At 62.8% G+C, this 26,105-nt stretch carries 27 protein-coding genes; 13 read left to right on the top strand and 14 right to left on the bottom strand.

The features are described 5' to 3' along the window. Nucleotides 1-207: 207 nt before the first annotated feature. The 4 genes from pheA to leuS all read left to right on the top strand — a co-directional run bounded on the left by pheA (nucleotide 208) and on the right by leuS (nucleotide 5,231). Entirely contained in the window at nucleotides 208-1,026 is an 819-nt protein-coding gene (pheA, locus tag NATGR_RS06750; RefSeq protein WP_005577123.1) for a prephenate dehydratase, read from the top strand. Between the two features lie 371 nt (nucleotides 1,027-1,397). Next, on the top strand, nucleotides 1,398-1,868 hold the full coding sequence (locus NATGR_RS06755) for a peroxiredoxin (protein WP_005577121.1): 471 nt from the start codon (nucleotides 1,398-1,400) through the stop codon (nucleotides 1,866-1,868). 57 nt (nucleotides 1,869-1,925) lie between these two features. After that, nucleotides 1,926-2,345, top strand: coding sequence for an Hsp20/alpha crystallin family protein (locus tag NATGR_RS06760; RefSeq protein WP_005577119.1), 420 nt, complete (start codon nucleotides 1,926-1,928; stop codon nucleotides 2,343-2,345). A 234-nt stretch (nucleotides 2,346-2,579) separates the two neighbouring features. Then, on the top strand, nucleotides 2,580-5,231 hold the full coding sequence (gene leuS / locus NATGR_RS06765; protein WP_005577117.1) for a leucine--tRNA ligase: 2,652 nt from the start codon (nucleotides 2,580-2,582) through the stop codon (nucleotides 5,229-5,231). A 15-nt stretch (nucleotides 5,232-5,246) separates the two neighbouring features. On the opposite strand, the gene NATGR_RS06770 is transcribed toward leuS, so the two are convergent. Beyond that, nucleotides 5,247-5,702 (bottom strand): hypothetical protein, encoded by a 456-nt coding sequence (locus NATGR_RS06770; RefSeq protein WP_005577115.1) that lies wholly within the window; start codon nucleotides 5,700-5,702, stop codon nucleotides 5,247-5,249. Between the two features lie 145 nt (nucleotides 5,703-5,847). Beyond that, nucleotides 5,848-6,942, bottom strand: a complete 1,095-nt coding sequence (locus tag NATGR_RS06775; protein ID WP_005577113.1) for an ArsR/SmtB family transcription factor — start codon at nucleotides 6,940-6,942, stop codon at nucleotides 5,848-5,850. Between the two features lie 151 nt (nucleotides 6,943-7,093). Between NATGR_RS06775 and NATGR_RS06780 the strand changes: the two genes are divergently transcribed. Continuing rightward, nucleotides 7,094-7,414 (top strand): hypothetical protein, encoded by a 321-nt coding sequence (locus tag NATGR_RS06780; RefSeq protein WP_005577111.1) that lies wholly within the window; start codon nucleotides 7,094-7,096, stop codon nucleotides 7,412-7,414. A gap of 1 nt (nucleotide 7,415) precedes the next feature. Here the strand turns inward: NATGR_RS06780 and NATGR_RS06785 are convergent, their stop codons facing one another. Then, nucleotides 7,416-9,602 carry a heterodisulfide reductase-related iron-sulfur binding cluster gene (locus NATGR_RS06785; protein WP_005577109.1) on the bottom strand — a complete coding sequence of 729 codons (2,187 nt, stop codon included), beginning with the start codon at nucleotides 9,600-9,602 and terminating at the stop codon, nucleotides 7,416-7,418. A 177-nt stretch (nucleotides 9,603-9,779) separates the two neighbouring features. Here NATGR_RS06785 and NATGR_RS06790 point away from each other — a divergent pair, with 177 nt between their 5' ends. The 3 genes from NATGR_RS06790 to NATGR_RS06800 all read left to right on the top strand — a co-directional run bounded on the left by NATGR_RS06790 (nucleotide 9,780) and on the right by NATGR_RS06800 (nucleotide 11,599). Further along, nucleotides 9,780-10,370, top strand: coding sequence for a hypothetical protein (locus NATGR_RS06790; protein WP_005577107.1), 591 nt, complete (start codon nucleotides 9,780-9,782; stop codon nucleotides 10,368-10,370). Between the two features lie 57 nt (nucleotides 10,371-10,427). Further along, nucleotides 10,428-11,111 (top strand): CRISPR-associated protein Cas4, encoded by a 684-nt coding sequence (locus NATGR_RS06795; RefSeq protein ID WP_005577105.1) that lies wholly within the window; start codon nucleotides 10,428-10,430, stop codon nucleotides 11,109-11,111. Nucleotides 11,112-11,236: 125 nt separating this feature from the next. Beyond that, complete coding sequence (locus NATGR_RS06800; RefSeq protein ID WP_015233416.1) at nucleotides 11,237-11,599, top strand: hypothetical protein; 363 nt, start codon at nucleotides 11,237-11,239, stop codon at nucleotides 11,597-11,599. Between the two features lie 139 nt (nucleotides 11,600-11,738). On the opposite strand, the gene NATGR_RS06805 is transcribed toward NATGR_RS06800, so the two are convergent. Genes NATGR_RS06805 through NATGR_RS06815 form a run of 3 tightly spaced genes read right to left on the bottom strand, consistent with a single transcriptional unit; the run spans nucleotide 11,739 to nucleotide 13,186 of the window. After that, on the bottom strand, nucleotides 11,739-12,323 hold the full coding sequence (locus tag NATGR_RS06805; protein ID WP_005577102.1) for an L-threonylcarbamoyladenylate synthase: 585 nt from the start codon (nucleotides 12,321-12,323) through the stop codon (nucleotides 11,739-11,741). Nucleotides 12,324-12,371: 48 nt separating this feature from the next. Next, nucleotides 12,372-12,884 (bottom strand): redoxin domain-containing protein, encoded by a 513-nt coding sequence (locus NATGR_RS06810; protein ID WP_005577100.1) that lies wholly within the window; start codon nucleotides 12,882-12,884, stop codon nucleotides 12,372-12,374. Next, nucleotides 12,884-13,186 (bottom strand): glutathione S-transferase N-terminal domain-containing protein, encoded by a 303-nt coding sequence (locus tag NATGR_RS06815; protein WP_005577098.1) that lies wholly within the window; start codon nucleotides 13,184-13,186, stop codon nucleotides 12,884-12,886. The genes NATGR_RS06810 and NATGR_RS06815 overlap by 1 nt, the downstream gene beginning before the upstream one ends. Nucleotides 13,187-13,295: 109 nt before the next feature. Between NATGR_RS06815 and NATGR_RS06820 the strand changes: the two genes are divergently transcribed. Further along, nucleotides 13,296-14,747 carry a hemolysin family protein gene (locus NATGR_RS06820; RefSeq protein WP_005577096.1) on the top strand — a complete coding sequence of 484 codons (1,452 nt, stop codon included), beginning with the start codon at nucleotides 13,296-13,298 and terminating at the stop codon, nucleotides 14,745-14,747. A gap of 123 nt (nucleotides 14,748-14,870) precedes the next feature. Here NATGR_RS06820 and NATGR_RS06825 read toward each other — a convergent pair whose 3' ends face one another. The 4 genes from NATGR_RS06825 to NATGR_RS06840 form a co-directional block, all read right to left on the bottom strand. Continuing rightward, entirely contained in the window at nucleotides 14,871-15,686 is an 816-nt protein-coding gene (locus NATGR_RS06825) for a hypothetical protein (protein ID WP_005577095.1), read from the bottom strand. A gap of 373 nt (nucleotides 15,687-16,059) precedes the next feature. Next, nucleotides 16,060-17,250 carry an inorganic phosphate transporter gene (locus NATGR_RS06830; protein WP_005577093.1) on the bottom strand — a complete coding sequence of 397 codons (1,191 nt, stop codon included), beginning with the start codon at nucleotides 17,248-17,250 and terminating at the stop codon, nucleotides 16,060-16,062. Between the two features lie 268 nt (nucleotides 17,251-17,518). Then, nucleotides 17,519-18,385: an ABC transporter permease subunit gene (locus NATGR_RS06835; protein ID WP_005577091.1), complete on the bottom strand. Its 867-nt coding sequence runs from the start codon at nucleotides 18,383-18,385 to the stop codon at nucleotides 17,519-17,521. Beyond that, entirely contained in the window at nucleotides 18,382-19,359 is a 978-nt protein-coding gene (locus tag NATGR_RS06840) for an ABC transporter ATP-binding protein (protein WP_005577089.1), read from the bottom strand. The genes NATGR_RS06835 and NATGR_RS06840 overlap by 4 nt, the downstream gene beginning before the upstream one ends. A 125-nt stretch (nucleotides 19,360-19,484) precedes the next feature. Here NATGR_RS06840 and NATGR_RS06845 point away from each other — a divergent pair, with 125 nt between their 5' ends. Then, entirely contained in the window at nucleotides 19,485-20,369 is an 885-nt protein-coding gene (locus NATGR_RS06845; RefSeq protein WP_015233210.1) for an IS1595 family transposase, read from the top strand. Nucleotides 20,370-20,430: 61 nt separating this feature from the next. Here the strand turns inward: NATGR_RS06845 and NATGR_RS06850 are convergent, their stop codons facing one another. Further along, nucleotides 20,431-20,763: a hypothetical protein gene (locus NATGR_RS06850; protein WP_005579061.1), complete on the bottom strand. Its 333-nt coding sequence runs from the start codon at nucleotides 20,761-20,763 to the stop codon at nucleotides 20,431-20,433. Between the two features lie 33 nt (nucleotides 20,764-20,796). Between NATGR_RS06850 and NATGR_RS06855 the strand changes: the two genes are divergently transcribed. Next, the gene (locus tag NATGR_RS06855; protein WP_005579059.1) at nucleotides 20,797-21,126 is read left to right on the top strand and encodes a hypothetical protein; all 330 of its coding nucleotides are present in this window, start codon (nucleotides 20,797-20,799) and stop codon (nucleotides 21,124-21,126) included. 80 nt (nucleotides 21,127-21,206) lie between these two features. On the opposite strand, the gene NATGR_RS06860 is transcribed toward NATGR_RS06855, so the two are convergent. Beyond that, nucleotides 21,207-21,935, bottom strand: coding sequence for a DUF5828 family protein (locus NATGR_RS06860; RefSeq protein ID WP_005579057.1), 729 nt, complete (start codon nucleotides 21,933-21,935; stop codon nucleotides 21,207-21,209). 150 nt (nucleotides 21,936-22,085) lie between these two features. Between NATGR_RS06860 and upp the strand changes: the two genes are divergently transcribed. Continuing rightward, complete coding sequence (upp, locus tag NATGR_RS06865) at nucleotides 22,086-22,763, top strand: uracil phosphoribosyltransferase (protein ID WP_005579055.1); 678 nt, start codon at nucleotides 22,086-22,088, stop codon at nucleotides 22,761-22,763. A 69-nt stretch (nucleotides 22,764-22,832) separates the two neighbouring features. Here the strand turns inward: upp and NATGR_RS06870 are convergent, their stop codons facing one another. Next, nucleotides 22,833-23,033, bottom strand: coding sequence for a YgaP family membrane protein (locus NATGR_RS06870; protein ID WP_005579054.1), 201 nt, complete (start codon nucleotides 23,031-23,033; stop codon nucleotides 22,833-22,835). A 314-nt stretch (nucleotides 23,034-23,347) separates the two neighbouring features. On the opposite strand from NATGR_RS06870, the gene NATGR_RS06875 reads away from it, so the two are divergent. Continuing rightward, nucleotides 23,348-23,764, top strand: coding sequence for a hypothetical protein (locus NATGR_RS06875; protein WP_005579052.1), 417 nt, complete (start codon nucleotides 23,348-23,350; stop codon nucleotides 23,762-23,764). A gap of 112 nt (nucleotides 23,765-23,876) precedes the next feature. Here NATGR_RS06875 and NATGR_RS06880 read toward each other — a convergent pair whose 3' ends face one another. Next, nucleotides 23,877-26,024, bottom strand: a complete 2,148-nt coding sequence (locus NATGR_RS06880) for a S9 family peptidase (RefSeq protein WP_005579050.1) — start codon at nucleotides 26,022-26,024, stop codon at nucleotides 23,877-23,879. Between the last annotated feature and the right edge of the window lie 81 nt (nucleotides 26,025-26,105).

The raw sequence follows: 26,105 nt of genomic DNA on the forward strand, positions 1-26,105 counted from the left end.
CTCTTGTATGCGTCTGTCGGTGTCTACCGAGTGTGACTCATACGGATTACTGTAACGATTTACCGGCGCAACCGCCGCCCGGGTCGCGGTTGTGCCGGAAATGACTTACAGTAAACCGTATCACATCGGTCGTAGCAGGTGCGTGCGTTTGTGCGAGCGATGCCGAACCCGACGTGTTTTTGACCGGCTCTCTGTAATGTGGGTGCAATGAACGCAGCCACGCTCGGTCCTGCAGGGACCTACTCACACCGGGCGACGACCGCTATCGCCGACGACGACGAAATCGACTTCCGGCAGTCGGTGACTGCGATCGTCGACGCCGTCGCCGGCGGCGACTACGATCGCGGCGTCGTCCCCATCGAGAACAGCATCGAGGGCTCCGTGACAGAGAGTCTGGACGCCCTCGCCGAGTACGACATCGCCGTCGTCCGCGAGATTGTCACCCCGATCAGACACGCCCTACTCGCCCAGGGGCCGGAGTTCGACACGATCGCCAGCCACTCCCAGGCGCTCGCGCAGTGTCGCTCCCACCTCGAGCGAGAACACCCTGACGCCACCCTCGAGGCGGTCGCAAGCACCGCCCAGGGAGTCGAGTTCGCTCGTGACGATCCCTCGATGGCCGGAATCGGCCACCCCGCAAACGCCAGCAACGGCACCGACCTCGAGGTACTCGCGGAGGACATCCAGGATCAGGACTCGAACGCGACGCGGTTCTTCGCCGTCGCGCCGGCCGACGAGCGCTCGAAGGGCGGCGGCAAAACCTCGCTGGTCGTCTATCCGAACGCCAACTACCCAGGCCTGTTGCTCGAGTTACTCGAGCCGTTTGCCGGCCGATCGATCAACCTGACCCGCGTCGAATCCCGGCCGAGCGGGCAGCGACTCGGGGACTACGTCTTCCACGTCGACATCGAAGCCGGCCTCTACGAGGCCCGGACGACAGAAGCACTCGAGGCCGTCGAGAACCTGGCAGAGAACGGCTGGGTGCGACGGCTGGGATCGTACGATACGGAACACGTCGTCGAGTGAGACGCCCGCCGACAGGACCGGCGCGGCCGCGCTAGTGGCGGTTCGAGCCTCCATCGCTGGGCCGAACTCGGTCGTGTCGGCCGGGTCGGCACAGCAGTCTGCGGTTGGAACGAGACTACTAGCGTCCCAACCGTCGACTCTGACTAGTGCACTCCACTTCTGATCGAGAATCGTGATCGGTTTGGGCCAACTCTCAACTAGTCGGTCGACGCTTGGGATGGTACTAGTACCGTCCCAACCGTCGACTGCTGAGTGAACCCAGACGACTGCATTCGGTTTCACTCATCCGTTCAGGCTTGCCAAAGCACTAGACGAGTTCCCCGTCGTGGTCCACCGAAAACCGTTTCCGCGCGTTCGCAGTACGGTCACCCATGCCACTCGAGGAGGGGACGGACGCACCGACAGTCAGCGCACGGAACCAGGACGGCGAGACGGTCACGCTCGAGTTCGAGGAGCCGACAGTCCTTTATTTCTATCCGCGCGACGACACGCCGGGGTGTACGATCGAGGCGAACCAGTTCCAGCGCGAGCGCGAGACCTACCGCGACGCCGGCGTCGAAATCTACGGCGTCTCGACCGACGACGTCGACTCCCATCAGGACTTTTGTGAACAGGAGGGACTCGAGTTCGACCTGCTTGCCGACCCCGACGAAGAGATATCCGACGCGTTCGACGTGCCCCGCCGGGAAGGTAGGGGCGGCCTGCCGGCCGCCGAACGTACGACGTTCGTCCTCGACGAGGGGAAGGTAAAAGCCGTCTCCAAGAACGTCGATCCCGACGGCCACGCCCGCGACGTGTTGCTCGAAACCGTCGACGAGGGGATCGTGTCGCTGCCGGAATAACAGTTCTGTCCTTCTATCGCGGACAGATTTATCCCGTTCGAGACCGTACGTTCGTGTATGCGACGCAATCCGTTCGACGAAATCGAGGAAATGCTCGACCGCGTCAGCCGCCAGGTCGAGGAGGGGATGACCAGCGGCGGCCTGCAGGTCCCGGGATCGGTTCCGGCCGACGTCGCCGACACCGGCGAGGAGTACGTCGTCACCGCCGACCTGCCCGGCTACGAGACCAACGACATCGACCTGACGCTCTCGGAGGGCACCCTGCGTCTCGACGCGAGCCGCGAGGACGACCTCGAGTTCGCCGAGGGTGAGTACATTCGCCGCGAACGGACCCGCAAGACGGCGAGTCGCCGGATTCGACTCCCGGAGCCGGTCGAGGAAGAAGAGGTTTCTGCCGGCTACGAGAACGGCGTTCTCACGGTTCGACTGCCGAAGGTCGGCGGAGTCGACGAGTCGAAGGAGATCGACATCGAGTAGCGGCGGTCCCGAAATCGAACGCCGAGCAGTCTGTTTTCGTGTTGGGAACGGAGACAGCGGAACTACTACTGCCGGACGAAAATACACACACCGAGCGCACTCGAGACGCGATCGAGTGTGTGCTGACTTCTGTTCAGTGAGCGGCATCGCCGGTCCGAGAATCGCCAGAGTGAGGGTTTCGGTCGGCCAGCGGATGGAAAGCTATAGGGCGGCGTCCCGTCCACACGTATACAAATGAGCGACGCCGGTTACGATCACGCCGAAGTCGAACAGCGCTGGCAAGAGGCGTGGGACGACGCGGACGCCTACCGAACGCCCGACGACGTCGAGGACCCGACGTACGTCCTCGGGATGTACCCCTACCCGTCGGGCAAGCTCCATATGGGCCACGTCCGCAACTACACGATTACGGACGCCTACGCCCGCTACCGGCGAATGCAGGGCGACGACGTCCTCCACCCGATGGGCTGGGACGCATTCGGCCTCCCGGCCGAGAACGCGGCCAAGGACCGCGACACCAACCCACGGGACTGGACGGTCGACTGCATCGACACGATGCGCGACCAGATGAACGCGATGGGATTCGGGTACGACTGGGACCGCGAGGTCACCACCTGCACGCCCGAATACTACCAGTGGAACCAGTGGCTCTTCTCGCGGTTCCACGACGAAGACCTCGTCGAGCGCCGCGACGCCGAGGTCAACTGGTGCCCCGAGTGCGAGACCGTCCTCGCCGACGAGCAGGTCGAGGGCGAGGCCGAACTCTGCTGGCGCTGTGATACCCCCGTCGAACAGCGCGAACTCGAGCAGTGGTTCCTGCAGATCACCGAGTACGCAGACGAACTGCTCGAGGCCATCGACGGCCTCGAGGGGTGGCCCAATTCGGTGCGCCAGATGCAGCGAAACTGGATCGGCCGCCAGTACGGGAGCGAGGTCGACTTCGAAGTGGAAGGCTACGGACCGGTCACGGCCTTCACCACGCGCCTCGACACCATCTACGGCGCGACCTTCTTCGCGCTCGCACCCGACCACCCGATCAGCGAGGAACTCGCCGAGGAAGACGAGGACGTTCGCCACTTCGTCGAACACGAGGCCGACCCCGAAGGAGACGAACCCAACGGCGTCGCAACCGATCTGACCGCGACGAACCCCGCCACCGGCGAGGAGATTCCGGTCTACGTCGCCGACTTCGTCCTCTCGGACGTCGGGACGGGCGCGCTGATGGCCGTCCCCGGCCACGACGACCGCGACCACGCCTTCGCCGAGAAGATGGGCGAGGAGATCGTTCCGGTCGTCGCCCCCGAGCCCGAAGACGGCGACGAACTCGAAGCGCCGGACGTCAGCGAGGAGGCCGTTACCGACGATGGCGTGCTCGTCAACTCCGGTGACTACTCCGGGCTGGACAGCGAGACGGCCCGCGAACGGCTGACCGAGGACATCGAGAGCGCCGAGCACGCGACACAGTACCAGCTCCGGGACTGGGGAATCTCCCGCCAGCGTTACTGGGGGACGCCGATCCCGGTCGTCCACTGTCACGACGACTGCGGGGCCGTTCTCGTGCCCGAGGAAGACCTCCCCGTCGAGTTGCCGAAGTTCATCAACACCACCGGGAACCCGCTGGACGCAGCCGAGGAGTGGAAGCAGACGTCCTGTCCCGAGTGTGGTGGCGACGCCACGCGCGAAACGGACACGATGGACACCTTCGTCGACTCCTCGTGGTACTTCCTGCGGTACGCCTCGCCCGGACTCGAGGAGGCTCCTTTCGACGTAGAGCAAGCGAACGACTGGATGCCGGTCGACCAGTACGTCGGAGGCATCGAACACGCCGTGATGCACCTGCTGTACTCGCGGTTCTTCACGAAGGTCCTCGCGGACCACGAAAGCCTCGAGCACCGCGAGCCGTTCGTCAACTACCTCCCCCAGGGGATGGTCCTGCTGGAGGGCTCGAAGATGTCCAAGTCGAAGGGCAACGTCGTCTCGCCCCAGCGAATCGTCGAGGAGTATGGCGCGGACACCGCCCGACTCTTCATGATGCAGGCCGCCCAGCCCGAGCGTGACTTCGACTGGAGCGAGGAGGGTGTCCGTTCGACGAACGCCTTCCTCACGCGGCTGAAGGAGATGGTCGAAGAGTTCGTCGAGAACGAACCGGACGGCGAAGACGACGCCGTCGCCAGCTACGTCGACGCGGAGGTCGACGCGACGATCGCCATCGCCGACGCGGAGTACGACGACCTCACGTTCAACAGGGCGCTGCGTGAAACCCAGGATCTGACGCGGACGCTGCGACAGTACGCCGACTACACCGAACCCCACGCCGACACCTACGAGCGCGGCCTCTCCGCGGTCGTCCGGCTGCTGGCTCCCGTCTCACCGCACCTCGCCGAAGAGCTATGGAGCGAACTGGGCAACGACGACTTCGTCCTCGACGCGCCGTGGCCGACCGCCGAGGTCGACCGCGATCACGTCCGGAAACGACGCCAACTCGTCGAGAACACCCGCGAGGACGTCCGCGACATCGTCGAGGTCGCCGGCATCGAAGACCCCCAGCAGATCGACGTCGTCGTCTCCCCCGAGTGGAAGTACGACGCCTTAGAGATCGCGATCGAATCGGACGCCGACAACCTGATCGGCAAACTCATGCAGGAGTCACACATCCGCGAACAGGGCGACGCAGCGGCCGACTACGGCCAGGACCTGCAGGTCGAACGCGAGGCCCTCGAGTACACGCTCGATCCCGAGGAAGAGTACGCTGCCCTCGAGTCGGCTGCGTGGCTGTTAGAGCGGGAGTTCGGGGCCGACATTCGAGTCGTCGAGGCCGGCGAGGTCGACGAAAGCGTCCTGAAAAACGCCGAACCCGGCCGGCCGGCGATCGAGATCGAGGACTGATCGAGACCTCCGAGGTTACTCGCTCGCTCCGGTTTCTGTTTCCGTCTCGTCTGTCTTCGCTCCGTCTCTCGCCACTGCACTCTCGTTGTGCCGATTCCGTGCCCCGAGGAGCGCGAGCACGACCAGAAGCGCGCCGATTCCCCGGATCGCAGTGACGACACCGTCTCGCCACTCGAGTGCGTCCGCGTCCTCGTAGGCGAGTTCGGCACCGGTCTCGAGGTACTGCTTCGGGAACAGCGCCGCAAGTACGCCGGCGATACCAGCGACGTTCAACAGCCAGGCGTAGCTCTTCCCGCCGACAGTACTTGCCAGCGCGTAGACGATTCCTTCTGCCCGAATTCCGGATACCAGCCACGGTTTCGGCTCGCTCGCGTCGGGGTCTTCGAGAGCGGCAGTTTCGTAGGCCTCTCGGACGCCGTCCGGGAACAGTGCCATGAGCGCGCCCAGCAGTCCGAACAGGAGTCGTACCATAGGTGAACGTTCACGCTCAGCAACCTTAACCGTACGGACAGTTCTCGAGTGTGACAGCGGCTCACCCCCTGTGCCCGGTGGAGTCGAACGGTTTTGACGGCGACTCGCCACCAGTGACGGGACTTCGTAGTCCGCAGGGATGCGATCAGCCAAGCCAGCTGGCGACGACAGCGAGCGTAACGAATGGGTGGGCCACGAGCATCGCAACCGGTCGCCTCGAGAGTGGTTCTCCAACCCCCCGCCACGCAGCAACGGTGCGACCGACGAGATACGCGAGCGAGCCAAGCGGCGCGGCGGCGATGGCGACGGCGGCAGGCCCCAGTGCGACCAGGATCGGGTCGATTCCGCTGCGGACGAGTTCGCCAGCAACGAGGTAGCTCCAGAGACCGACGAACGGCGCGCTCGCGGCCGCCCACCCCAGGATCAGTCCGTCGTTCGCGTACGCGATTCCGGCCGCAGCGATCACGCCAAGCGGGATCGCCAGTTGCACGAACAGCCAGGCCGCAAGCGACAGTCTGTGTCCAGTACCGGCGGCGACGAGATCGAGTGCGAGGAAGGTCACGAGAGCACCGGCGAGAACCGAGACGGCGTACCGGCGCGTCGATTCGCTACTGCGACCGAGCAACAGCCGTGCAAGTCCAGTACGACGCCTGTCCTCGGCACGGCCGAACGCGCCGAGTCGGTCGGCCACGAGGACGACGAAGACGCCGACGAGGAAGGTCACGACGGCGGCAGCCGTTCCCGGCGTCGACGCTATCAGTTCCGTTCGCACAGCGTCGTCGGCGAGCATCCCGATCCGTTCCGGTCCGCGGTCGACGACGCCAGCCGCCATCGCGACCAGCCCCGCGAGCACGATCGGCGCGAACAGCCGGTCGACCGCCTCGGCCAGCCGACCGACCAGCCCGGGTTCGCCCGCCGCGACCACGACCGCGCGTTTCGACGGCTCGTAGACGGTCACTTCCCGACCGTTCTCGCCGTACCGCGTCTCGACGGGCTCGAGCAGGTCCGCGGACTCGAGTTTGTCGACGTGATAGCCGACGTTCTGGACGGTCGTCTCGAGTTCCGCGGCCAGTTCCGACCGCGTCCGGCCCTCCTCGTAGCAGGTCTGGAGAACGGCGCGAGAGGTCTCGGAGCCGAGCGCGTCGAACACCCGGTCGGCGTCTTCGCCCTCTAAGCCGACGACGGTCGGGTCGTCGGGTTTTTCGCGGAGACGCTGTACGAGTCGGCCGGCGAGATCCATACCGGAGCCACGTCCGCCAGCCTAAAAGAGTCTCAGGGAGGTAAAACAGTCGTTTGAGTCGATAGTCGGGGCTGAAATCGACTGACAGAAGTGAGTCCCCGGCCCTCACAGGGATTGAACGTTTTCCGGATCGAACGCAAAACGGACAGGTATGTCCCCCTCTATCGAGGTCACTGATGAAACGAAGTCCCGTCTCGAGGAGCTCCAGGCCGAGATACAGCGCGAAGCCGGTTGCGACGTAACTCAGCAGGAATTACTCGAGAAGATCGTCACGGACAGCTACGAGTCGAAAGACGAACTGATCGACTCGTTCCGTAACGAGTTCGAGCCACTGTCGGACGAGGAGATAGAACGGTGGCTGGCCGGATCGACTGACTTTGGCGTCGAAACAAGCGAAGAAGATATCGACGACGTACTCTACAGAAAACAGGAGTACGAGGTAGAACGGTCCGACAACGAGAAAACCGAGTGAGTTAGTCCGCCGCGACCTCGAGGTCGGCTTCCTCTTCCTTCCCGATCGCCTCGACGATCAGTTCGGCGACGTCGACGATCTCGATTTCGTCCTCGTAGCCGCCGGTCTTGCGGCCGTCCTCGTACATCGTCATGCACATCGGACAGGCGACGACGAACTTTTCGACGTCGGCGCCGGCGTCGGTGTCCTCGAGCGCCTCCCGAATCCGTTCCTCGCTCGGTTTGGGCTCTTCTTCGAGGTCCATCCAGAGGCCGCCACCGCCGCCACCGCAACAGAAGGAGTTGTCGCGGTTGCGGGGCATCTCGTCGAGTTCACAGCCCGTGGCGCGGATGAGTTCGCGCGGGGCCTCGTACTCGTCGTTGTACCGTCCGAGGTGACACGGGTCGTGGTAGGTGACGGTGTAGTCGAGTTCGTCGCCGTTCAGGTCGAGTTTGCCTTCGGTGACGAGTTCTTCGACGGCCTGGGTCCAGTGGAGCACGTCGATCTCGCCCTCTTCGTTCCACTGCTCGTCGTACTCGAACGGCATCATCGGGTCGTCCGCGAACTCGTCAAAGTTGAGCTCGGGATACTCGTTCTCGAACGTGTTGTAGGAGTGTGGGTCCGTACAGACGATCTTGTCGAACTCGCAGTCCTCCCAGGTCTCGACGTGGTGGCCGGCGAGTTCGACGTACAGCAGTTCTTCGCCGACCCGCCGGATGTCGTTGCCGTCGTACTTCTCGTCGTCGAAGAGGATGCCGAAGCTGACATCGGCCTCTTTCAGGATAGTCGCAAGCGAGCGGGCGACCTGCTTGTTGCGCTCGTCGTAGCTCGGGAAGTCGCCGACGTACCAGAGGTAGTCGACTTCCTCCTCGCGGGCGTCGGGGACGTCGAACTCGAGGTCGTCGGCCCAGTCGCCGCGATCGCGTGGGGAGTCGCCGAAGGTGTTGCCGTTTTGCATGACGTTCTGGAAGACGTCTTGCATGCTCGACGGGACGTCGCCCTGGTCGGTCATCTGGCGGTTGAGTCGGGTGAAAGATTGGAGATGTTCGATCTCGACGGGACAGGCGTCCATGCAGGCCATACAGGCCATGCAGGACTCCATCGTCTCGGCGTCGATCACCGAGGTGCCGCCGTCAGCGACGATCGGCTGTTCCTCGCCGCCGGCGTCGAGTTCCTCGCGGTATTTTTTCAGGTCGAGGATGACGTTGCGCGGATCGAGCGGACGGTCCGAGGCTTTTGCCGGACAGACCGACGAGCAGCGACCGCACTTGGTACAGGCGTCCTGGTCTAAGATTTCTTTCCAGGTGAAGTCGTCGATGGACTCGGCGTTAGTCGCGTCCAGATCAGAGGGGACGTTCGGCAGTCGCTTGCCGGCCTTCTCGTCGCGAACGACGACGTTCGCAAACGAAGAGAGCATGTGAAACGGCTTGGCGTAGGGGATCCACGCGATGAAGAAAAACGCGATCAGCGAGTGAGACCACCACGCCAGCCAGTGGAGATTCTCTGCGTTGAGGCCGCCGCCGTTGAGCCCGGCCTGTTCTGCTCCCAGGACGGTCAGTCCGACCGCGTCGAAGCCCATCGCGAGCCCGTAGCCGACGAAGCTGACGATCTCGTGGTCGGGCATGCCGGCGCTGTAGATTCGCAGCCCCTCGAGCAGGAAGCCGCCGACGCCGAGTAGGAACAGCGTCCAGATGAAGATGTCGTCCTCGCTGGACGTGTGTCGATCCCAGAGACGCTCGTTGCGAACCCAGTAGCGCCGGTACATCGCCATGCCGATCCCGACGACGAACAGCAGCCCCATCGCATCCACCATGAACTGGTAGGAAAGGTAGAACTCCCCCTCCCAGAACTGTAGTCCGAGTAACAGTTCGGTGCCGTACTGCTCGAAGCCGATGATAAGCGTCGCGATAAATAGCGTCAGGAATCCCCAAAGAATGAAGGCGTGCATTAAGCCGCCGTAAAGATCCCTGTCGAACTGCTTCTCGTTCGAGAGGACGATTTTGGCTGCGCTGCCGATGCGGCTGGGAAGGTCGTTCAGCCGGGCGAACGGGTCGTCGTCCCCTTCTGTGTACCGGCTAAAGCGCAGGTAGACCCCGTAGGCGAACACGGCGAGTGTGATCACCGTCAGGAGATAGAACACCGCGTATCCGGTGTCGCTGATCCCCCAGTAGGTCTCCCGCGTAACGTCCGTCTGGGCTACGACGTTCATGTTCAATCACGAGCGGGGATGTGACTTAATTCTTGCCCCACTGCTCAGACGAATACCCCGACGCTGTCTTGCGAAAACGTGTAAACTATTCTTTTGTTTATGTCGATTGTTTATCGTCTGGCCGCCCACGCTATCTGGCAACAGACTTATATAGCCACCCGTCGGGAGTGTCCACCCATGAACGAAAAAACCGAGGAACTCCGAGATATCTTCACGACCGTCACCGACGGAGAGGAGACAGTCACCCAGTCCCAGGAAGACACGCGAGGCTCCCTCGAGCGCGACGAGCAGACGGACGACGAGCGACTCGAGAGCGTCGTCACACAGATGCGCGAGCGATACGGGTTCGAGACGGACCTCTCGGACGAACGACTGATCGAGGTCGCAAAAGCGTTCTACGACGACTGCGGTGACGAGGAGATTGCAACTGACCTGGGCGTCGGCACCGACGAGGTTTTCGAAGCACGCATGTCGTTGCACCTGATCGGTGACGACGACGCCGAAGACGTCGATCTCGCGGCGATACGTGGCCGCGAGGAAGACGACGAGACGCTGGCCGAAGAGTACAGCGTCGATCCCGCCGATATCCGTCGGTACAGACGCGTCGCCAGGGCAGAAGACCAGTCCCGGACGGCGAACGACCGGTACCGCGACGAGTTCGATAGTCTCCTCGCCGACGCGGAACTCTCCTCGCAGATAACCTCGGATGTCCGCGAAGATGGTCTCGAGGACGCCACCGAAGGGATGGAGACCGACGTCGACTTCTGACGGATCAGGATCTTTGGCGGACCAGGGTTTTTGTCTCAGCACGCGGCCAGGAGGAGCGTGACCCAACAGCACGTTCCGTTCAGCGACCTTCGGACTGCGACCTACTGTACACGGAAGTATTATTACAGGCGAACTCGGGACGGCGATCCCGATCCGCCACCGGCAGTCGACAGGATCAGGGCGCTTGCGACGAGATACGAGGAACTGCTCGAGTCGCCGCCTGGTGATCTACAGGCGGAACCGATCGCCGTCTCGCCAGGCGCGTATCACGATCGACTCGAGGAGACTCGCGATCGGCTTTCGGCGGCGGGGGAGTGGGGGCGACTGCAGGAGCCGCTTCACCGGAACGTCGTCACGACCGGTCGAGACTGCCGCGGTGTCGTTCACAAGGTGCTTGCAGAGCCCGTCGAACCGGTTCTGCTCTCGGCAGGTGCACCTCCAGAACAGGGCGTCTGGGAGCCACAGTCAGTCCAGGCTGTGGCAGCGGCGAAAGCACTCGCCTGGGAGCGAGAGATGTCGATCGAACGGGCCTGGCTCGAGTATCCGGCCTACGGCGAGATTCGGTCGATCGAGTTGACGACCCGCCGGAAGGCCCGCTACCGCCGAGCTCTCAGGACCGTGTGGGAACTGGATGGCCCGCCGCCACGGACTGACAACCGCTCGAAGTGTGAGTCCTGTGAATTCGCCGGCGAGTGTGGGGTACGGACGCGAACGCTGCGGTCATTGCTCGGTGTTGACTGAGTTCCTGGTCTGAAAACGTGGAACTTGCTCCGCAGTGCCTGAAAGTCTCTCTTTCGGACGCTTCGAGCCGAAGCCGATCCGATACCGAGAGACTTTTACTCACTATCGAGTAATCGATTCCATCGATGATGTGGCAAGACTTCGTCTTCCTCGCTGGAAGCGTCCTCTCGATCGTGTTTCTCGCCCCGACGGTTCGAGACGCAAACGCCAGAGTGCCGCTGGGTTCGAGCATCCCGTCGATGACGATCGGCAGCATCTACTCGTTCACCTACGCGACGATGGGGATGACGTTCTCCGCGCTGGGATCGATCGGCGTCGCGACGATGTGGTCACTGATCGCGTTCTACCGGGCACCGGGAGAACAGACGGGGCCGAAGAACGTCCTGCGATTTCTCGAGTCACTGGCGGGTCAGGGGTACGCCCTCGTGACGAGTACTGGCGACCGAACAGAAACGACGACCGCGGATCACGATCCAGCGGCGGACTGACACGGGTTGTCGTACCGACGTTCCGATGCAAATCGTTTGTTGTGTGGGTGCGCCGTCCATGACAGACAGGAAACCGTACGAAGACCGTTCGAAGTCCCGTGCTCGTCGATTCGTGGACAGAGCACGCTCGCGCCGGTAATCAGTGGTCCGCGAGCCACGCTTCGATTTCGTCAGCCATCGCGCCCCGGCGATGAATCGTCGCCGTCGAGACGTCGACAACACTGCTCTCGGTGCCAGCAGTCCGACCGCCGTCCAGTTCGACCGCGGCCTCCTCGCGGATTTCGGAGTCGACTGCCTCGAGCGTCCGGGCACTCTCCCGGCCGCTGACGTTCGCACTGGTCGACGTGATCGGCGTATCGGCGCGCTCACAGAGTGCCAGCGCGAGGTCGTGGTCGGGGACGCGGACGCCGACGCGATCGTTTCTGGCAGTGAGAACGTCCGGAACGGCGTCTCGTCGCCGACAGAGCACCGTCACGGGGCCGGGAAGAAACGTCGCCATAAACCGCCGCTCTCGTTCGGTCGCGCGGACGTGCTGAAGTGCCGAGGGCACCGACGGCACCGCAAAGGAGATCGGGTTCGATCGCTCCCGTTCTTTCGCTGCGAACACCCGTTCGACCGCGTCGGCCTCGAGCGCGTCGGCTGCGAGCCCGTAGACGGTCTCGGTGGGGTAGACGACCAGCTCTCCCGATTCGATCGCCGCCGCCGCACGGTCTATCTCGCTCATTCGGATCGAACTCGGCCCAACTCGAGGAAAAAACTATCGTCCCGTCAGCTACGCGAGACCGAGATCGTTCTCCAGTTCGTCGTAGTCGGGGAACTCCGGCCACTCCTCGGCGACCCACGTCGTCTCGACGGCCAGGTCCTCGTCGACCGCGACGAAAGCGAGTCGGGGTTCACTGACGCCGGCCATCCCGTCCAGGTCGTGGGCGAATCCGTACTTCTCGGCGACCTCGTTGGCTGGATCGGCGAAGAACTCGAAGGGGACGGCCTCGGCATCGATGAAGCGTTTGACGCTGTAGGGGTTGGCGGCAGTGATACCGACGACGCGAGCGTCGGCCTCGTTCCAGCCGCGTTCGGTGAGTTCATCCCAGACGTACTTCGCGAGGAACGAACCCGCCATGGGGGTGAAAACGAGGATCGTGCGCTCACTTCCCTCGACGAGATCGGGCAGGGAGACGTCCTCCCAGTACTCGTCGGTGACGAGTGGGCGAGTGAACGCGGGGACCTCGTCGCCGGCGTCGAGGTGATCCGTAGCGTCGAGCGGGACGACCTCGAAGTCGATCATCAGGCGTCACCTCCGACGGTTTCGGCGGCTTCGGTCGCGGGAGCGTCCGAGCCATACGTCGACTCGAGGTAGTCGACGATATTGGCACTCTCGGCCATCGTCACCCCGGTGTTGTCGTCGACGATCACCGGCACCGTCCGGACGCCGGCGACGCGCTTGACGACGTCTCGCTTCGAGTGCATCGGTTCGACAAACCGCAACTGGTACTCGAGATCGTACTTCTGGAGAAGGCGGGTGACGCGTTCACAGAACGGACACCCCTGCAATCGATAGAACGTGATCGGTTCGTCGTGATCGCTCATACGCATCGATAGTGCAGACAGCCGGGTAAGCGTATGGGTCCCCGTTACACAGCCACGTAACGGAAAAATGGTAAACTGTTAACCGGTCGAGCGCCAAGGTCAGACACTGATGTCTCTCTCCCTCGAGTTCGTCCTTGCCGCATACGAGGTGTCGGCCGTCCTCGCGGCCGACCCCTACCAGGTGCCGGTTGTCGACTACGTGATCGACCAGTCGACGGTGACGATCCTCGGAACCCTCGCGGTAGTCGTACTCATCGCGCTCTCCGGTTTCTTCTCCTCTTCGGAGATCGCGATGTTCAACCTGCCGAAACACCGCCTCGAGGGGATGGTCGAGGACGACCTCGAAGGAGCGGATCTCGCAAAGGAGTTGAAAGACGACCCCCACAGATTGCTGGTGACGATCCTGGTCGGGAACAACATCGTCAACATCGCGATGTCCTCGATCGCGACCGCCTTGCTCGGGCTCTACTTCGGCGGGCTGACCGCTGTCTTGCTCGCGACCATCGGGATCACGGCGATCGTTCTCCTGTTCGGTGAGAGCGTTCCCAAATCCTACGCGGTCGAGAACACCGAATCCTGGGCACGCCGCATCGCAAAGCCGCTGAAAGCCACGGAGTACCTGCTGTTTCCACTGATCGTCCTTTTCGACTATCTGACCAGGCAGGTCAACAGGCTCACGGGCTCGACCGGAGCGATCGAGTCGCCCTACGTCACCCGCGACGAACTCCAGGAGATGATCGAGTCCGGCGAGCGCGAGGGCGTCCTCAAGGAGGAGGAACACGAGATGCTAAAGCGAATCCTCCGGTTCAACAACACGATCGTCAAGGAGGTGATGACCCCGCGACTCGACATGACGGCAGTGTCGAAAGACGACGGTATCGACGAGGCGATCGAAACCTGCATCCAGAGCGGCCACGCCCGTTTGCCCGTCTACGAAGGAAGTCTCGACAACGTCCTGGGCACCGTCCACATCCGCGACCTCGTCCGGGATCTCAACTACGGCGAAACCGAAGACGACGAACTCGAGCTCGCGGACCTCATCCAGCCGACCCTGCACGTTCCCGAGTCGAAAAACGTCGACGAACTCCTGACCGAAATGCGGGAAAACCGGATGCACATGGCGATCGTCATCGACGAGTTTGGCACCACCGAGGGGCTGGTGACCGTCGAGGACATGATCGAAGAGATCGTCGGTGAGATCCTCAAATCCGGCGAAGAGGAGCCGATCGAGGAACTCGATGACCGGACCGTGATCGTCCGTGGTGAAGTCAACATCGAAGAAGTCAACGAGGCCCTCGACATCGAACTTCCCGAGGGAGAGGAGTTCGAAACCATCGCTGGCTTCATCTTCAACCGCGCTGGCCGTCTCGTCGAGGAAGGCGAAGAGATTACCTACGACGGTGTCCGGATCACCGTCGAGAGCGTCGAAAACACGCGCATCATGAAAGCGCGACTGCGCAAGCTCGAGGTCGTAGAACCCGACGAAGACGGCGACGACACTGGCGAAGACGTCGGAAGCGAATCCAGTACCGGGGACGTAACCGATAGCCCGGTGGAGTGATACGGGCTGCTGTTCCGATTGACCGGCGCGACCCAGGAGCTCGCGGTCACGCCGGAACTGACCGACAGCAAACCGTATGAGCCACGCTTTCTCGAACGAACCGAGCCGGTCGTGAACGAGCCATTACCGCCGGACGACGCCGCGTAGCCGTCGCCCGACACGTCTCAGTTGCCGTGTCACTCGTTCGGAGAGTCGACGTCGCCGTGTGCCGACTATCGATCGAATCTCGGCGGCGACTGCCGGCGGCACTGCAATGCGGCGGGGACCTGCGACGTACTGATCGTCCGGCTGCTCGTACTCGAGTGTCACGACAGTCGCATCACCCACGTCGCGACTCGAGACCGCGCTGATCAGAGAGAGATCGATCCGATGGTCGGGATCGAAGAGATGGATCTGCTCTTCGTCTCGGTCGAGCGCGCCGACCGAGCGGAGAAAAGCGGAGAGCACGAGCGCGACGATCGCGAGTGGGAGACTCAACGCCGCTAACCCCGTAAAGAGACCAGCACCGATCCCTTCGAGTTGGCCGGACTGGGCGATAAGCCGGCCGAGGCCCATGAGAACGGCGATGACGACGCCCATCACGAGCGTCCCTACGGCGGCGTCGAGCGCCCGTGCCAGTCCTCGGTCTGACGGTGAGTCGATCGGGAGCGGGAGCGAACTAAGGAGTTGCTCGAGTCGTTTCCCGGCGTTGCTCGAGACGGCGAGTGCGAGGATGGTCACGACGACGGCCGCGAGTGCAGCGAGGAGAATCGATTGTCCGCCGACCTGGCCTGCGAGGTCGTACAGTCGCCAGAAGACGATGATACCGATCGCAGCGAAGAGGGTCCCGACGCCGAGTGACCAGAGGAGACGGACGGTCCGGGACGTCGAGGCGTCTCGTCGCCACTGGATCGTGTCAGGATCGTCGGGATCGACGGGTGGAGCCGCGTCCTCGTCCATACAAAAACTCCCCACCCGTCGAATAAAGGCAGTTCGGTCTCGTACGGTCTATGCAACGGTTCGTCGTGTAGTCTCGAGCAGTGCTGGGATCGCACCGAAAACGGTTACAGCGGTCGGTTCTGCCGAAATGCTCTACAACTGGCAGGAGACAGCTGCTGGATACAGGGGACAGGGTTAGCACGACCCATCGTTTGTGTCACGGTCAATTTGTCATAGTGTCGAGCGGTATCTGATCCTCGCACATTTGGAGTTCTCCCCGCTTTGCTGTTAGTCGGAGCATGCGTAAATATGCGCGTTGGTCCGTCACGTAGTATGACAAACACTGCCGTATTCACGCCTGACCGGTCAGATTCAACAGAGCCAGTAGTTCAACTCAAAACACGAACGAGAACGCGGTAAAGCCGACGTAGGAGATGATGACCGATCCGGCCAGCGAGCCGATCCACGCGAGCACGGTAAACAGCATCTTTCGGCCGCTGACGCCGCCGGAGCCGGAAGCCGCAGCGTAGCCACTCCCGATGATCGCACTGACGATAATTTCGTTGAACGAGACTGGAATCCCGTAGAGGACAGCTGCCTGTGCGATGATAAACGAGGGAATGAGCGCCGCGATCGATCGCCGTGGACCAAGCGAGGAGTAGTCCTGTGAAATCGCCTTTATCATCCGTGGTGCGCCGGTCCACGATCCCAGCAAGAGCCCGAAGCCACCGCCGACGAGCAAGGCAAGCAGCGGCAACCCGACATCACCCGACAGCGGAATCAGCGGACCGATCGCCAGCCCGACCTGGCTCCCGCCCGCCGAGAAGGCGACGAGTCCGCCGAGGACGAGCAAGAAGTGCCGTTCGCCGTTCTCGAGGCCGTTTCGCAGGTCGTATCCGATCACGAGTGCCCAGAGGGCCGCCATCACCAGCGTCGCGACGACGACACCGACGAGCTCGGGACCCGGAATCGGACCGCTCACGGCTTGGGCGATCGACGCACCGTCACCCCCTCCGCCACCGAGGACGGCGAACTCGATGTTGGCGACGAGGACGCCGACGAACGCGGCAAGCACGACGATCAGGGCCTCCTCGGCGATCGGTTCGGCACGCAGCAAGCGAGCGATCGCGTAGGCGAGGCCGCCGCCGACAAACGGCGTCAAGATCCACAGCGTCGCGATCTCGGCGTACTTCGCCCAGGCAGGATCGCCACCCATGGCGATGCCAACCCCGATGACTGCGCCCGTCACGGTAAACGCCGTCGCGATCGGGTAGCCCGCGAAGACACCGATCGCGACCAGCGCAGCAGCGATGATCAGCGCGATCGTCGCCGCCCCAGGCGACAACACGACACCGTCGATCAGTTCTGTGCCGACCGCCTCGGAGACGTTCGCTCCCTGCAGGACCGCCCCGGCGAACCCGAGAATACCGACGAGAAATCCGGCCCGCATCACCGAAATAGCGTTCGCACCGACCGCAGGAGCAAACGGCGTCGACCCGCTCGAGCCAGCCCCGATCGCCCAGGCCATAAAGAGACTCGCAAGGGCGGCGATCAGGAACGTGGCGATCGTCGCGATTTCGACCATCTGTTCGGGCTTTCCAGTGGGGACTACAAGTGTGTGCCGGCCTGCGGTTGCTGGAGAACGTTGGGCCCGGTAGGTTGAGTAGTGAACTCACCTGGGGTCGAGTAGCGGGCTCGGTTCGACACGGACCGAACGAGAACGGAGGGAGACTAGCAAGATGCGAACGGAGACAATTGCGCCCTCGTCGCGCGGGCGCGGCCCCCTCATACGGATTACTGTAACGATTTACCGGCGCAACCGCCGCCCGGGTCGCGGTTGTGCCGGAAATGACCTACAGTAAACCGTACCAGTCGAGATCCGCGCGCTGGAACTGCCAGTAGCCGACGAGAACCGGAACGGTCGCCCACGCGAGCAGGACGCCGAGACCGAACATATTCGGCGCGTGCAGAGCCGTTGTCGTCCCGCCGACGAAGGCGATATCGAGCAGATCGGGAACATAGTATCGCGCCCCGTCGAACGCGTGCAGCGGATTTAACCGGTTCGCGTACAGGAACCACGTCGGTTCCTCGAGTGTGGCGAACCGACCTGCGAGGGGATCTACGCCCGTCTCGGTCTGTCCAGTCACGACGAGCGAAACGAGCGAGATGACGAGGGTGTCCCAGAGGACTACACACAGCGCATAGAGCCCGATCAAAATCCCGATCACTCGCGTCTCGCTGGCGAAGGTACTCGAGACGCCGACTGTCACGCCGAGCCACGCGAACGTGTAGAGGACGAGCACGACGAGGCCGCCGACGATTTCTGTCGGACCGTCCGTCCCGAACTGCGCGACGACGAACGCCGAGAGCAGGAGTGCAACGGCGAGGACGACGGCGAGGAGCGTCGCGGCGCGGCCGACGTATTTTCCAGTCACGATATCCCGGCGACGCCCCGGTTGGCCGAGGAGAAGACGGATTCGACCAGAATCTCGCTCACCGACGATCGCTCGATAGCCGAGGATGATTACGAGCAGCGGGACGAACTCCGCGAACGTGTCGAACGTCGACAGAAAGGGGTACGTCGTTCCCGCGAGCAGGTCGCCGTAGAGCCACAGCCGCGTGATGACGAAGAGGCCGAGAACGGCGGTTACGATCCAAAGTGCCCGCGACCGGACCGCGCCGGTAACCTCCGCGCGGGCGATTTGCAGCGTCGCACTCACGCACTCTCACCGCCCGGTGTCTCGATTGGCTCGGCATCCTCAGTCGAGTCAGCCGAGGCAGTCGTGAGTTCGGCGAACAGGTCCTCGAGAGAGGCCTGTTCGACGTCGATGTCGACGACGGATGTGCCGGTGTCCTCGACGCGACTGATGGCCGCCGACTTCACGCCGGGATCGGCGCACTCGATCCGAAGCGTGGCGCCGGTTCGCTCGACGTCCGTCACGTCGGGGAGTTTCAACAGTCCGTGATCGTCGTGGGGGTTGGGTCCGGGGCCGGGGTCGGCGCCGAGCGTGAGCACGAGCACCGATCGCGAGTCCAGAGAGTCCCGCAGGTTCTCGACCGTACTGACCGCGAGCAACTCGCCGTCGTCGAGGACGCATACGCGATCGCAGATCGCCTCTACCTGCTCGAGTGCGTGACTCGAAAAGAAAATCGTCGCGCCGCGGTCGGCTTCCTCGCGAAGCAGAGTTCGAATCTCTTGCATCCCGTTCGGGTCGATTCCGGGCGACGGTTCGTCGAGGATCAGCACGTCGGGCTCGCCGACGAGTGTCATCCCGAGTGCGAGCCGTTGGGCCATTCCCTTCGAGTAGTCGCCAGCGCGCTGATCCGCGGTGTCGGCGAGTCCGACCCGCTCGAGGATCTCGTCCGGGTCGTCCGCGGCATCGTTCATCTCGATGGCAAACGCGACGTGTTCGCGTCCGGTCAGTCGATCGTAGAGGCTGTACTCGTCGGGAAGAATCCCGATTCGCTCGCGAACTGCACGCGGGTTCTTCTGGGGGTCGTCGTCGAGAATCGATGCACGCCCCGCTGTCGGCCGGATGAAGTCGAGCAGCACGTCGATCGTCGTCGACTTACCGGCCCCGTTCGGCCCGAGAAAGCCGACTATTTCGCCGCGTTCGACGGTCAGGTTCACGTCAGAGATCGCCTCGAGGCCACCGTATCGTTTCGTGAGACCCCTCGTCTCTATCGCATCCATTCGTTCTCAACTATCACCAACACATGTTGAATCAACGCTCTTCTGTAGGAGATTGTTGATACTGCTCAGCTGTCGCTGTAGAATCGAAGAGAGCAAGGACACCGCGTTAGCGGTGTCCGTTAGGCATGATCCCGCTAGATGTGTTTGGGTCGGAATCGGTCGCAGCGGACCTGTTAGAGCAGGTTCGCTGGCGTAACGGTGTTACTTGCCCTCGCTGCCGTTCTGACCTGACGGTCAAGAACGGCAGCTATGGGCACTTTCAGCGCTATCTCTGTAAGAATTGCGACCGCACGTTCAACGACAAGACCGGCACAATCTTCGCCCATTCGAAAGTCGCACTCAGAAAGTGGCTGTTCTCGATTTACGCGTTTCTCCGGTTTAACACGAGTCTTCGTCAACTTCAGATAGAGATCGATGTCCAGTACAAAACGATCTATCAGCGCGTCGAGCGCTTCACGAAGGCGCTTGATGCACCTTCGCTTGACCTTGTCGGACCGGTCGAAATCGATGAAGTCTACGTTTCTGCAGGGCTGAAAGGCCGCGAGCGCGACCAAGAGTCGCGCTCGCGTGGCCTGTCCACGCGTGGGCGAGGAACGTACGAGCAGGACAAACCGCCGGTGTTTACGATCGTCGATCGTGGCACCGGCGACCGATACGTGATCCCAGCGAAATCAGCCGACGAATCGACGATTCGGCTCCTTCTCGAAAACCGTCAGAAGGAGCCACTGACCGTCTATACTGACGGATTTCGTGCCTACGATCCACTGGCCGAGGACGACGCATTCGACCGCGAATACGTCGTCCACGGCGACGGCGAATACGCCAACGAAAACGTACACGTCAACACCTGCGAGAGCCACGGATCGCTGCTGCGACCGTGGCTCTCGCCTCATCGAGGCATCTCAAAAGACAAGCTCACACAGTATCTCCGAGCGTTCCAACTTCGACGAAAGCTACTGCGGAAACCAGGGAGAGAAGCGCTCAAACACGCTATCAAAGCGACGCTATGAGATCAACAAAGTGCTACACAAGAGCGTGAATCAAAATCATTTGGGTCACGAACGGTTGGACTCATTCGAGATCCACACGCTGGAACCACCAGGAACCGACGAGCAGCGGCAGCGCCAGCCACGCGAGCAACACGCCGACACCGAACAGATTCGGGCCGTGTGGCACAGCGACTGAGCTGCCGGAGACAGCCGCCTGAAGCACCTCGTAGCTGTAAAACACGGTTCCCGTAAACGCCTCCGCAGGTCCAAGTCGAAACGCGTACAGGAACCACGTCGCTCCCTCGGCGTACGTCACGACGGCCGGATCGGCAAACTCGAGAGCGACGCCTTGCTCGCAGAAGCCACCCTCGACGTCCTTCCGGATTTCGATGCGACGGACGACGCCGACGGACAAATTTACGACCTCGCCGAGGGAGGGTCACGAGAAGTGTCGTTCACCACGGCGACGCCTCGTGGCCGACTGCAAGTCACCTACAGCGAGAGTTCTGCACCGTTCGCCGCGCTGTTCCCCGAAGACGGCAGCAACGTACTCATGTACGTGCACTCGGACGGCGACAGCTACGAGCAGGTGGAGATGTCGATTGGGGCAACAGACCACGACGAACAACCGCCAACGGCGGACGACTGTGATAACTGCGGTGGCTGTGACTGCGTCGGAGACTGGTGTCTCGACGGAGCAGTACCACGGACGCACAAAAACACCTGTGCAACCTGTGACAACGCAGAGTGTATCATCACGACGACCTGCGCCTGCTAACGAGCGGACACGGTCATTTCACCACAAGACACTAACTAATATTTCTGCTCTCAAAATCCGCAGCGACGGAACTCGAGACGCTAGTTCGTCGTCGACTTCGGCTCGTCGTCTTCCGGCTCCGGCGGCGGCTCGACCCCCTCGATCGCTTCCGCCGCATCGGTGTCTTTCTCGACTTCGACGTGCCAGCGATCGATCTCGTCTTCGAGTTCCGACAGTCGGTCCGAGACCTCGTCTTTCAGGTCGTCGTCGTTGACGTTGACCTCGAAGACGAACCGCTCGGCGTCGTCGTTCCCCCGGGCCGACTGCTGGACGTTCGCGCTGATGAGCGCGTTGTCGAAGTAGTACGGCGCGAGCTGGGTCATCACGTTCTGATAGACCGTGTCCTCGACTCGACGGAGTGCCTTGCGACTGGCCGAGTCGGCTGCGCGTGCGACGTAATCGATCGATTCTCGCCAGTTGTCGACTGCAGCCTCGGCGTCGTCGTCCTCGAGTTGTTCGTACGACTCCGAGAGCTTCTCACCGGCAGTTTTGATGTCTTCGTCGGGCTCTTTCCCGACTTGCTCGCCTTTCCCTTCCTCGACGCTTGCCTGGTCGGCCGTCTTCTCGCTGACGTCGGCATCCAAGGTCTCGTGAGCCTTGGGCCGCCACTCCTCCCACTCTTCGAAAGCGTCGGTGAGGCCGTCGTCGGCGTCGGAGTCGTCGCTCGAGCCGACGCCAGCGTCCCGCAGCGCACGTGAGATGCGTTCGCCGTGTTCGACGACATCGCCCCAGTCACCGCGAATTTTGAACCCCGAGATACTCTCTTCCATTCGACTGGCCCGGTAGTATGGCGTGGACCGTCATAAACTTCTCCGCCGCGGCACGGTCGGCGTCGGACCACCATCGAAACTCGTGACCACACCACGCACGCTCGCGCCAGATCCGATACCGTCAACTATCCGGCGCGAGCCAGTACACGTATGACGATCGAAGATCGGGACGACGCGTATCTCGTCACGCACGCACTGGCGAAACACACACTTTCACAGCTCAGAGACGTCGAAACCGAGCAGGTCAGCTTCCGCAAAGGCCTGGTGAAACTCGGCCGCATCTGTGGCTACGAGATCATCGACGGCCGCATGGAAACCGAGTACGTCGAACTCGAGACGCCCCTCGAGACGACGATGGGCGAGCAGGTTCGTGGGCTCGACGATGTCGTCATCATCAACGTCTTGCGCGCGGCGACGCCGTTCGTCGAGGGACTGCTGAAGGCGTTCCCTCGCGCGCGACAGGGAGTTATCAGCGCGAGCCGCGACGAGGAAGCTGGCCGCGAGGACGACGGCTCGTTCCCGATCAGCGTCGACTACGTCAAACTGCCCGAGATCACCGAGGACGACACCGTCATCGTCGCCGATCCGATGCTCGCAACCGGTTCCACGATGTGTGCAGTTCTGGATCACATCACCGAGAACTCGGTCGAACCGGAGAACCTGATCGTCCTCTCGGCTGTTTCGGCACCGGACGGCCTGCTTCGCGTCGACGACGAGTTCCCCGAGGCCGACCTGCTGACGGTCTCGATCGACGACAAACTCGACGACGACGGCTTCATCGTGCCCGGCCTCGGCGACGCCGGCGACCGGGCGTTCCGGACGACATAACGTTCGGTCGCCGCCGAGTGTTTGCTGACATCCCACCTCGAGACGGTCGTCGAGATCGCAGTCTGGCAACTACTCGGCCCCGCAGGTATCGATTCCCAACAGAGCGTTGGCCGGACACCGCTGGATGACGGCCGTCGCGAAGAGGTCGCTCCCGACGACGAACGCGAGAGTTCCGAGGGGACGATCCCGGTTGCGGTAGCCGAACGACAACAGGGACAGTCCACTGATGATCCGGAGCAGGCGGTCGGTTCCGCCGACGTTTCGGTCCATGCTCGTGCTAGGGGTATGGAGCCCGTAGCTCTGTCCCTTGCAACCCCCTTGTTTCCGGTCGAGAACGGACTGTGACCACTGTGTCCCGACGGCCAGACGAAATACGGCGGGATGGAACGGACGCCTCTCATACGGATTGCTGTAACTATTTATCGCCGATCGCCAGAACAGGATCGACGATCGCCGGTAATTGAATACAGCAAACCGTATGAAGGCACGACGGTGATCCGTCGGAAATCTCCCACTGGATATCTGACCGGTCTGGGTGTACCAAATCAGAAAAGACTTATTGGTTTGTTTACTCGACTGAATCGATGTCGAGCACACGCCGCTTGTTCCTCGGAACCGCGACAACCTCCGGAGCGATCCTCACAGCCGGCTGTCTGGCCCTCCTGGACGTCGAAGGTGAAGAGCCAAAGTACATCAGTCTCAGCAATCGGCACGAAGATCCCGTCACGATCGACCTCACGATCACCGACGCCGTTACCGGAGACGTCGTCTACGACGAGACGTTGGACTTCGATGGCTTTGCTGGCGCAGACGAGGACGGATCACCGCCGAGAAAACAACCTGATCTCGGCATCGGGGAGGGGTTCGAGGCAACCGTAACCGCTGCCACCGATCAGGACAGCGACGAACTCACCGACGACATTGGCCCAAGTGCTGGCTCCTGGATCAACGTCTTACACGGGTCCGACGCCGAACTCAGCATCTCGAGGGACATCGTCTAGTTACCTGGCTGTACACTCTTCGCTATTTCGGGAACCACGAGCTTTCAGCTAGCTATCCGGGGTTGCATCGGGAAAAGAGCAGGAGGGAATGGACTCGAGGGCCCGACCTCACTTACTCTTCGTCCGAGTCCTCTGAACCGGCCGAGAGACCCTCGTTCCGGTCGCGCTCGAGTGCCGGCGGTGCCTCGGTGTAGTCGGAGTAGCCGTCGAACCAGCGGACGATGCGCTCTATGCGGTCGACGACGTGCCCGGGTTCGCCCGAGCGGGAGAGCTCGTGGCCCTCACGGGGGTAGCGGACGAGCCGGGTGTCGACGCCGTGTTTCTGTAGGCCGAGGTAGAACAGTTCGGCCGTGTTGGCCGGCGTCCGGTAGTCGCGATCGGAGTGGAGCACGAGCGTCGGGGTGTCGACCGCGTCGACGTGGGCGACGGGTGACTGCTCCCAGAGGAACTCGGGTTCCTCCCAGGGCGTGGTGTCGAAGTCGCCCTCGACGAGTTTGAACGCGTCCGTCGAGCCGTAGAAACTCGTGAGGTCGTAGACGCCGCGCTGGGAGACCGCGGCCTCGAATCGGTCGGTGTTGGCGACCGTCCAGGCGGTCATGAACCCGCCGAAGCTCCCGCCGGTGACGTACTGTTCGTCCTCGTCGACGTAGTCGCGTTCGCAGACGTCTTCGACGCCTGCGAGCACGTCCGAAAGCGTCACGTCGCCCCAGTCTCGCTCGATGGCCATCGCGTGCTCCTCACCGTAACCGGTCGAGCCACGCGGGTTACACCAGAAGACGACGTAGCCTTCCGCGGCGAGGGTCTGGAACTCGTGCCACATCGTTCCCGCAGTCGTCCACTGGGAGTGTGGGCCGCCGTGGATCTCGACGACCAGCGGATACGCCTCGTCGGTCGCGTCGGCGTCGAACTCCGGCGGCGTCAGCACCCACCCCTGGATCTCGGTGCCGTCGTTCTCGAACCAGATCTCTTCTGGCTGGCGGACGGGTCGATCCGCGAGCAGATCGGCGTTGACCCGCGTCAGCCGGTGAACCTCGTTGCCGCCACGAGTCGAGACGAAGATATCGCCGGGGTGGTCCCACTCGCTCTGGGCGAACGCGAGAGAGTCCTCGCCGACCGAGAACGCCTCGACGGTGGCACCGTCGCCGTGGACTTTCGTCGGTTCGTCACTCGCGTCGGCCGGCACCGACCAGAGGACGTTCGATCCCTCGTCCGGCGTTGCGAAGTAAAGCGACTCGCCTGCGGGATCGAACTGAAACCCGCTTCCGTATCCGACGGTTCGATCGAGCGTCTCCGTCGGCGTGACCTCCGTTCCATCCGTGCGGTCGTGGACCCGAATCTCGGTCTGGCGCATCGACGCCTTCTCCTCGGGCGTATACGTGAACGCGACGAGGCCGTCCGCCGTCGCCTCGAGCGCGGCCACCCAGCCCGTCGTCTCCGTGAACGCCGTCACGTGGTCGCGTTCGCGCGTCTCCTCGTCGGCCGGCGCGTCCGAGTCGTCGGCTGCGAGGTCGTGCTCGTACAGTTCGTAGGTCAGCGAGTCGTCGGGGTGTTCGTCCTCGTCGGCGACCTTGGCGCCGTAGTAGATCGTCTCCGCGTCGCCCCAGGTCGGTCCGACGTAGTCGATGTCACCGCTGGTCAGCCGCGTGATCGGGTGTGAGTCTGGCTCGAGTTCGTCCTCGTCGTCCCCGAAGAGCGTGCTCTCGTCGGCCTCGAGTGCTGTCTCGACGTCGACGACGTAGACGTGGCTCCGGCGGCCGTCGAAGTACTCCGTCGCGGCACGGTAGACCATCCGGTCGACGACCCGCGGGTCGGGTTTCTCGGGTTCGTAGTCGGGATCGACGACGTAATCGCGGTCGTGCTCGCGGTCTGGGGCGCTGACCTGCTGGGTAAAGAGGAGTTTCGAGCCGTCCGGACTCCACTCGAGGTCGCCGACGCCGCCGACGACGCCCGTGAGTCGGCGGGCTTCGCCGCCGTCCGTCGGGACGACCCACAACTGCTGGCGGTCGCTCTCGCCGCGGGTGCTGGCGAACGCGAGGTACTCGCCGTCGGGACGCCACCGTGGCTGGCTGTCGACGCCCTCGCTGACGGTGAACTGGGTCGGTTCGTCGCCACCGACGGGGACGGTGTGAACCGTCGCGGTGGAAGACTTCTCGTCGTCGGGTTCGCGTCGGACAAACGCGACGCGGTCGTCGGCCGGCGAGAGACGTGGCTCCTCTGCGTGGGTGAGATCGTGGTAATCGGTCGCGTCAATTCCGTTCACGTCCCTCGAGAGGGAGGGCCACTGCAAAGATTTTTTCGTCCGAATCGACGGTCGAACGGTCGGCACCCGGACGATTGCGAC

This window comes from Natronobacterium gregoryi SP2 (assembly GCF_000230715.2).
In the GTDB taxonomy this organism is placed as follows: Archaea; Halobacteriota; Halobacteria; order Halobacteriales; family Natrialbaceae; genus Natronobacterium; species Natronobacterium gregoryi.

What these genes read in the sequence shown, in the direction of transcription:
- NATGR_RS06775 (WP_005577113.1), bottom strand. Translation starts at nt 6,942, where the DNA reads ATGGATCTCGCCGGCCGACTCGTACAGCGTCTCCGCGAAAAACCCGAC.
- NATGR_RS06755 (WP_005577121.1), top strand. Translation starts at nt 1,398, where the DNA reads ATGCCACTCGAGGAGGGGACGGACGCACCGACAGTCAGCGCACGGAAC.
- NATGR_RS06770 (WP_005577115.1), bottom strand. Translation starts at nt 5,702, where the DNA reads ATGGTACGACTCCTGTTCGGACTGCTGGGCGCGCTCATGGCACTGTTC.
- NATGR_RS06785 (WP_005577109.1), bottom strand. Translation starts at nt 9,602, where the DNA reads ATGAACGTCGTAGCCCAGACGGACGTTACGCGGGAGACCTACTGGGGG.
- leuS (WP_005577117.1), top strand. Translation starts at nt 2,580, where the DNA reads ATGAGCGACGCCGGTTACGATCACGCCGAAGTCGAACAGCGCTGGCAA.
- pheA (WP_005577123.1), top strand. Translation starts at nt 208, where the DNA reads ATGAACGCAGCCACGCTCGGTCCTGCAGGGACCTACTCACACCGGGCG.
- NATGR_RS06845 (WP_015233210.1), top strand. Translation starts at nt 19,485, where the DNA reads ATGATCCCGCTAGATGTGTTTGGGTCGGAATCGGTCGCAGCGGACCTG.
- upp (WP_005579055.1), top strand. Translation starts at nt 22,086, where the DNA reads ATGACGATCGAAGATCGGGACGACGCGTATCTCGTCACGCACGCACTG.
- NATGR_RS06780 (WP_005577111.1), top strand. Translation starts at nt 7,094, where the DNA reads ATGTCCCCCTCTATCGAGGTCACTGATGAAACGAAGTCCCGTCTCGAG.
- NATGR_RS06815 (WP_005577098.1), bottom strand. Translation starts at nt 13,186, where the DNA reads ATGAGCGATCACGACGAACCGATCACGTTCTATCGATTGCAGGGGTGT.
- NATGR_RS06875 (WP_005579052.1), top strand. Translation starts at nt 23,348, where the DNA reads ATGTCGAGCACACGCCGCTTGTTCCTCGGAACCGCGACAACCTCCGGA.
- NATGR_RS06830 (WP_005577093.1), bottom strand. Translation starts at nt 17,250, where the DNA reads ATGGTCGAAATCGCGACGATCGCCACGTTCCTGATCGCCGCCCTTGCG.
- NATGR_RS06820 (WP_005577096.1), top strand. Translation starts at nt 13,296, where the DNA reads ATGTCTCTCTCCCTCGAGTTCGTCCTTGCCGCATACGAGGTGTCGGCC.
- NATGR_RS06805 (WP_005577102.1), bottom strand. Translation starts at nt 12,323, where the DNA reads ATGAGCGAGATAGACCGTGCGGCGGCGGCGATCGAATCGGGAGAGCTG.
- NATGR_RS06870 (WP_005579054.1), bottom strand. Translation starts at nt 23,033, where the DNA reads ATGGACCGAAACGTCGGCGGAACCGACCGCCTGCTCCGGATCATCAGT.
- NATGR_RS06760 (WP_005577119.1), top strand. Translation starts at nt 1,926, where the DNA reads ATGCGACGCAATCCGTTCGACGAAATCGAGGAAATGCTCGACCGCGTC.
- NATGR_RS06790 (WP_005577107.1), top strand. Translation starts at nt 9,780, where the DNA reads ATGAACGAAAAAACCGAGGAACTCCGAGATATCTTCACGACCGTCACC.
- NATGR_RS06810 (WP_005577100.1), bottom strand. Translation starts at nt 12,884, where the DNA reads ATGATCGACTTCGAGGTCGTCCCGCTCGACGCTACGGATCACCTCGAC.
- NATGR_RS06840 (WP_005577089.1), bottom strand. Translation starts at nt 19,359, where the DNA reads ATGGATGCGATAGAGACGAGGGGTCTCACGAAACGATACGGTGGCCTC.
- NATGR_RS06860 (WP_005579057.1), bottom strand. Translation starts at nt 21,935, where the DNA reads ATGGAAGAGAGTATCTCGGGGTTCAAAATTCGCGGTGACTGGGGCGAT.
- NATGR_RS06800 (WP_015233416.1), top strand. Translation starts at nt 11,237, where the DNA reads ATGATGTGGCAAGACTTCGTCTTCCTCGCTGGAAGCGTCCTCTCGATC.
- NATGR_RS06825 (WP_005577095.1), bottom strand. Translation starts at nt 15,686, where the DNA reads ATGGACGAGGACGCGGCTCCACCCGTCGATCCCGACGATCCTGACACG.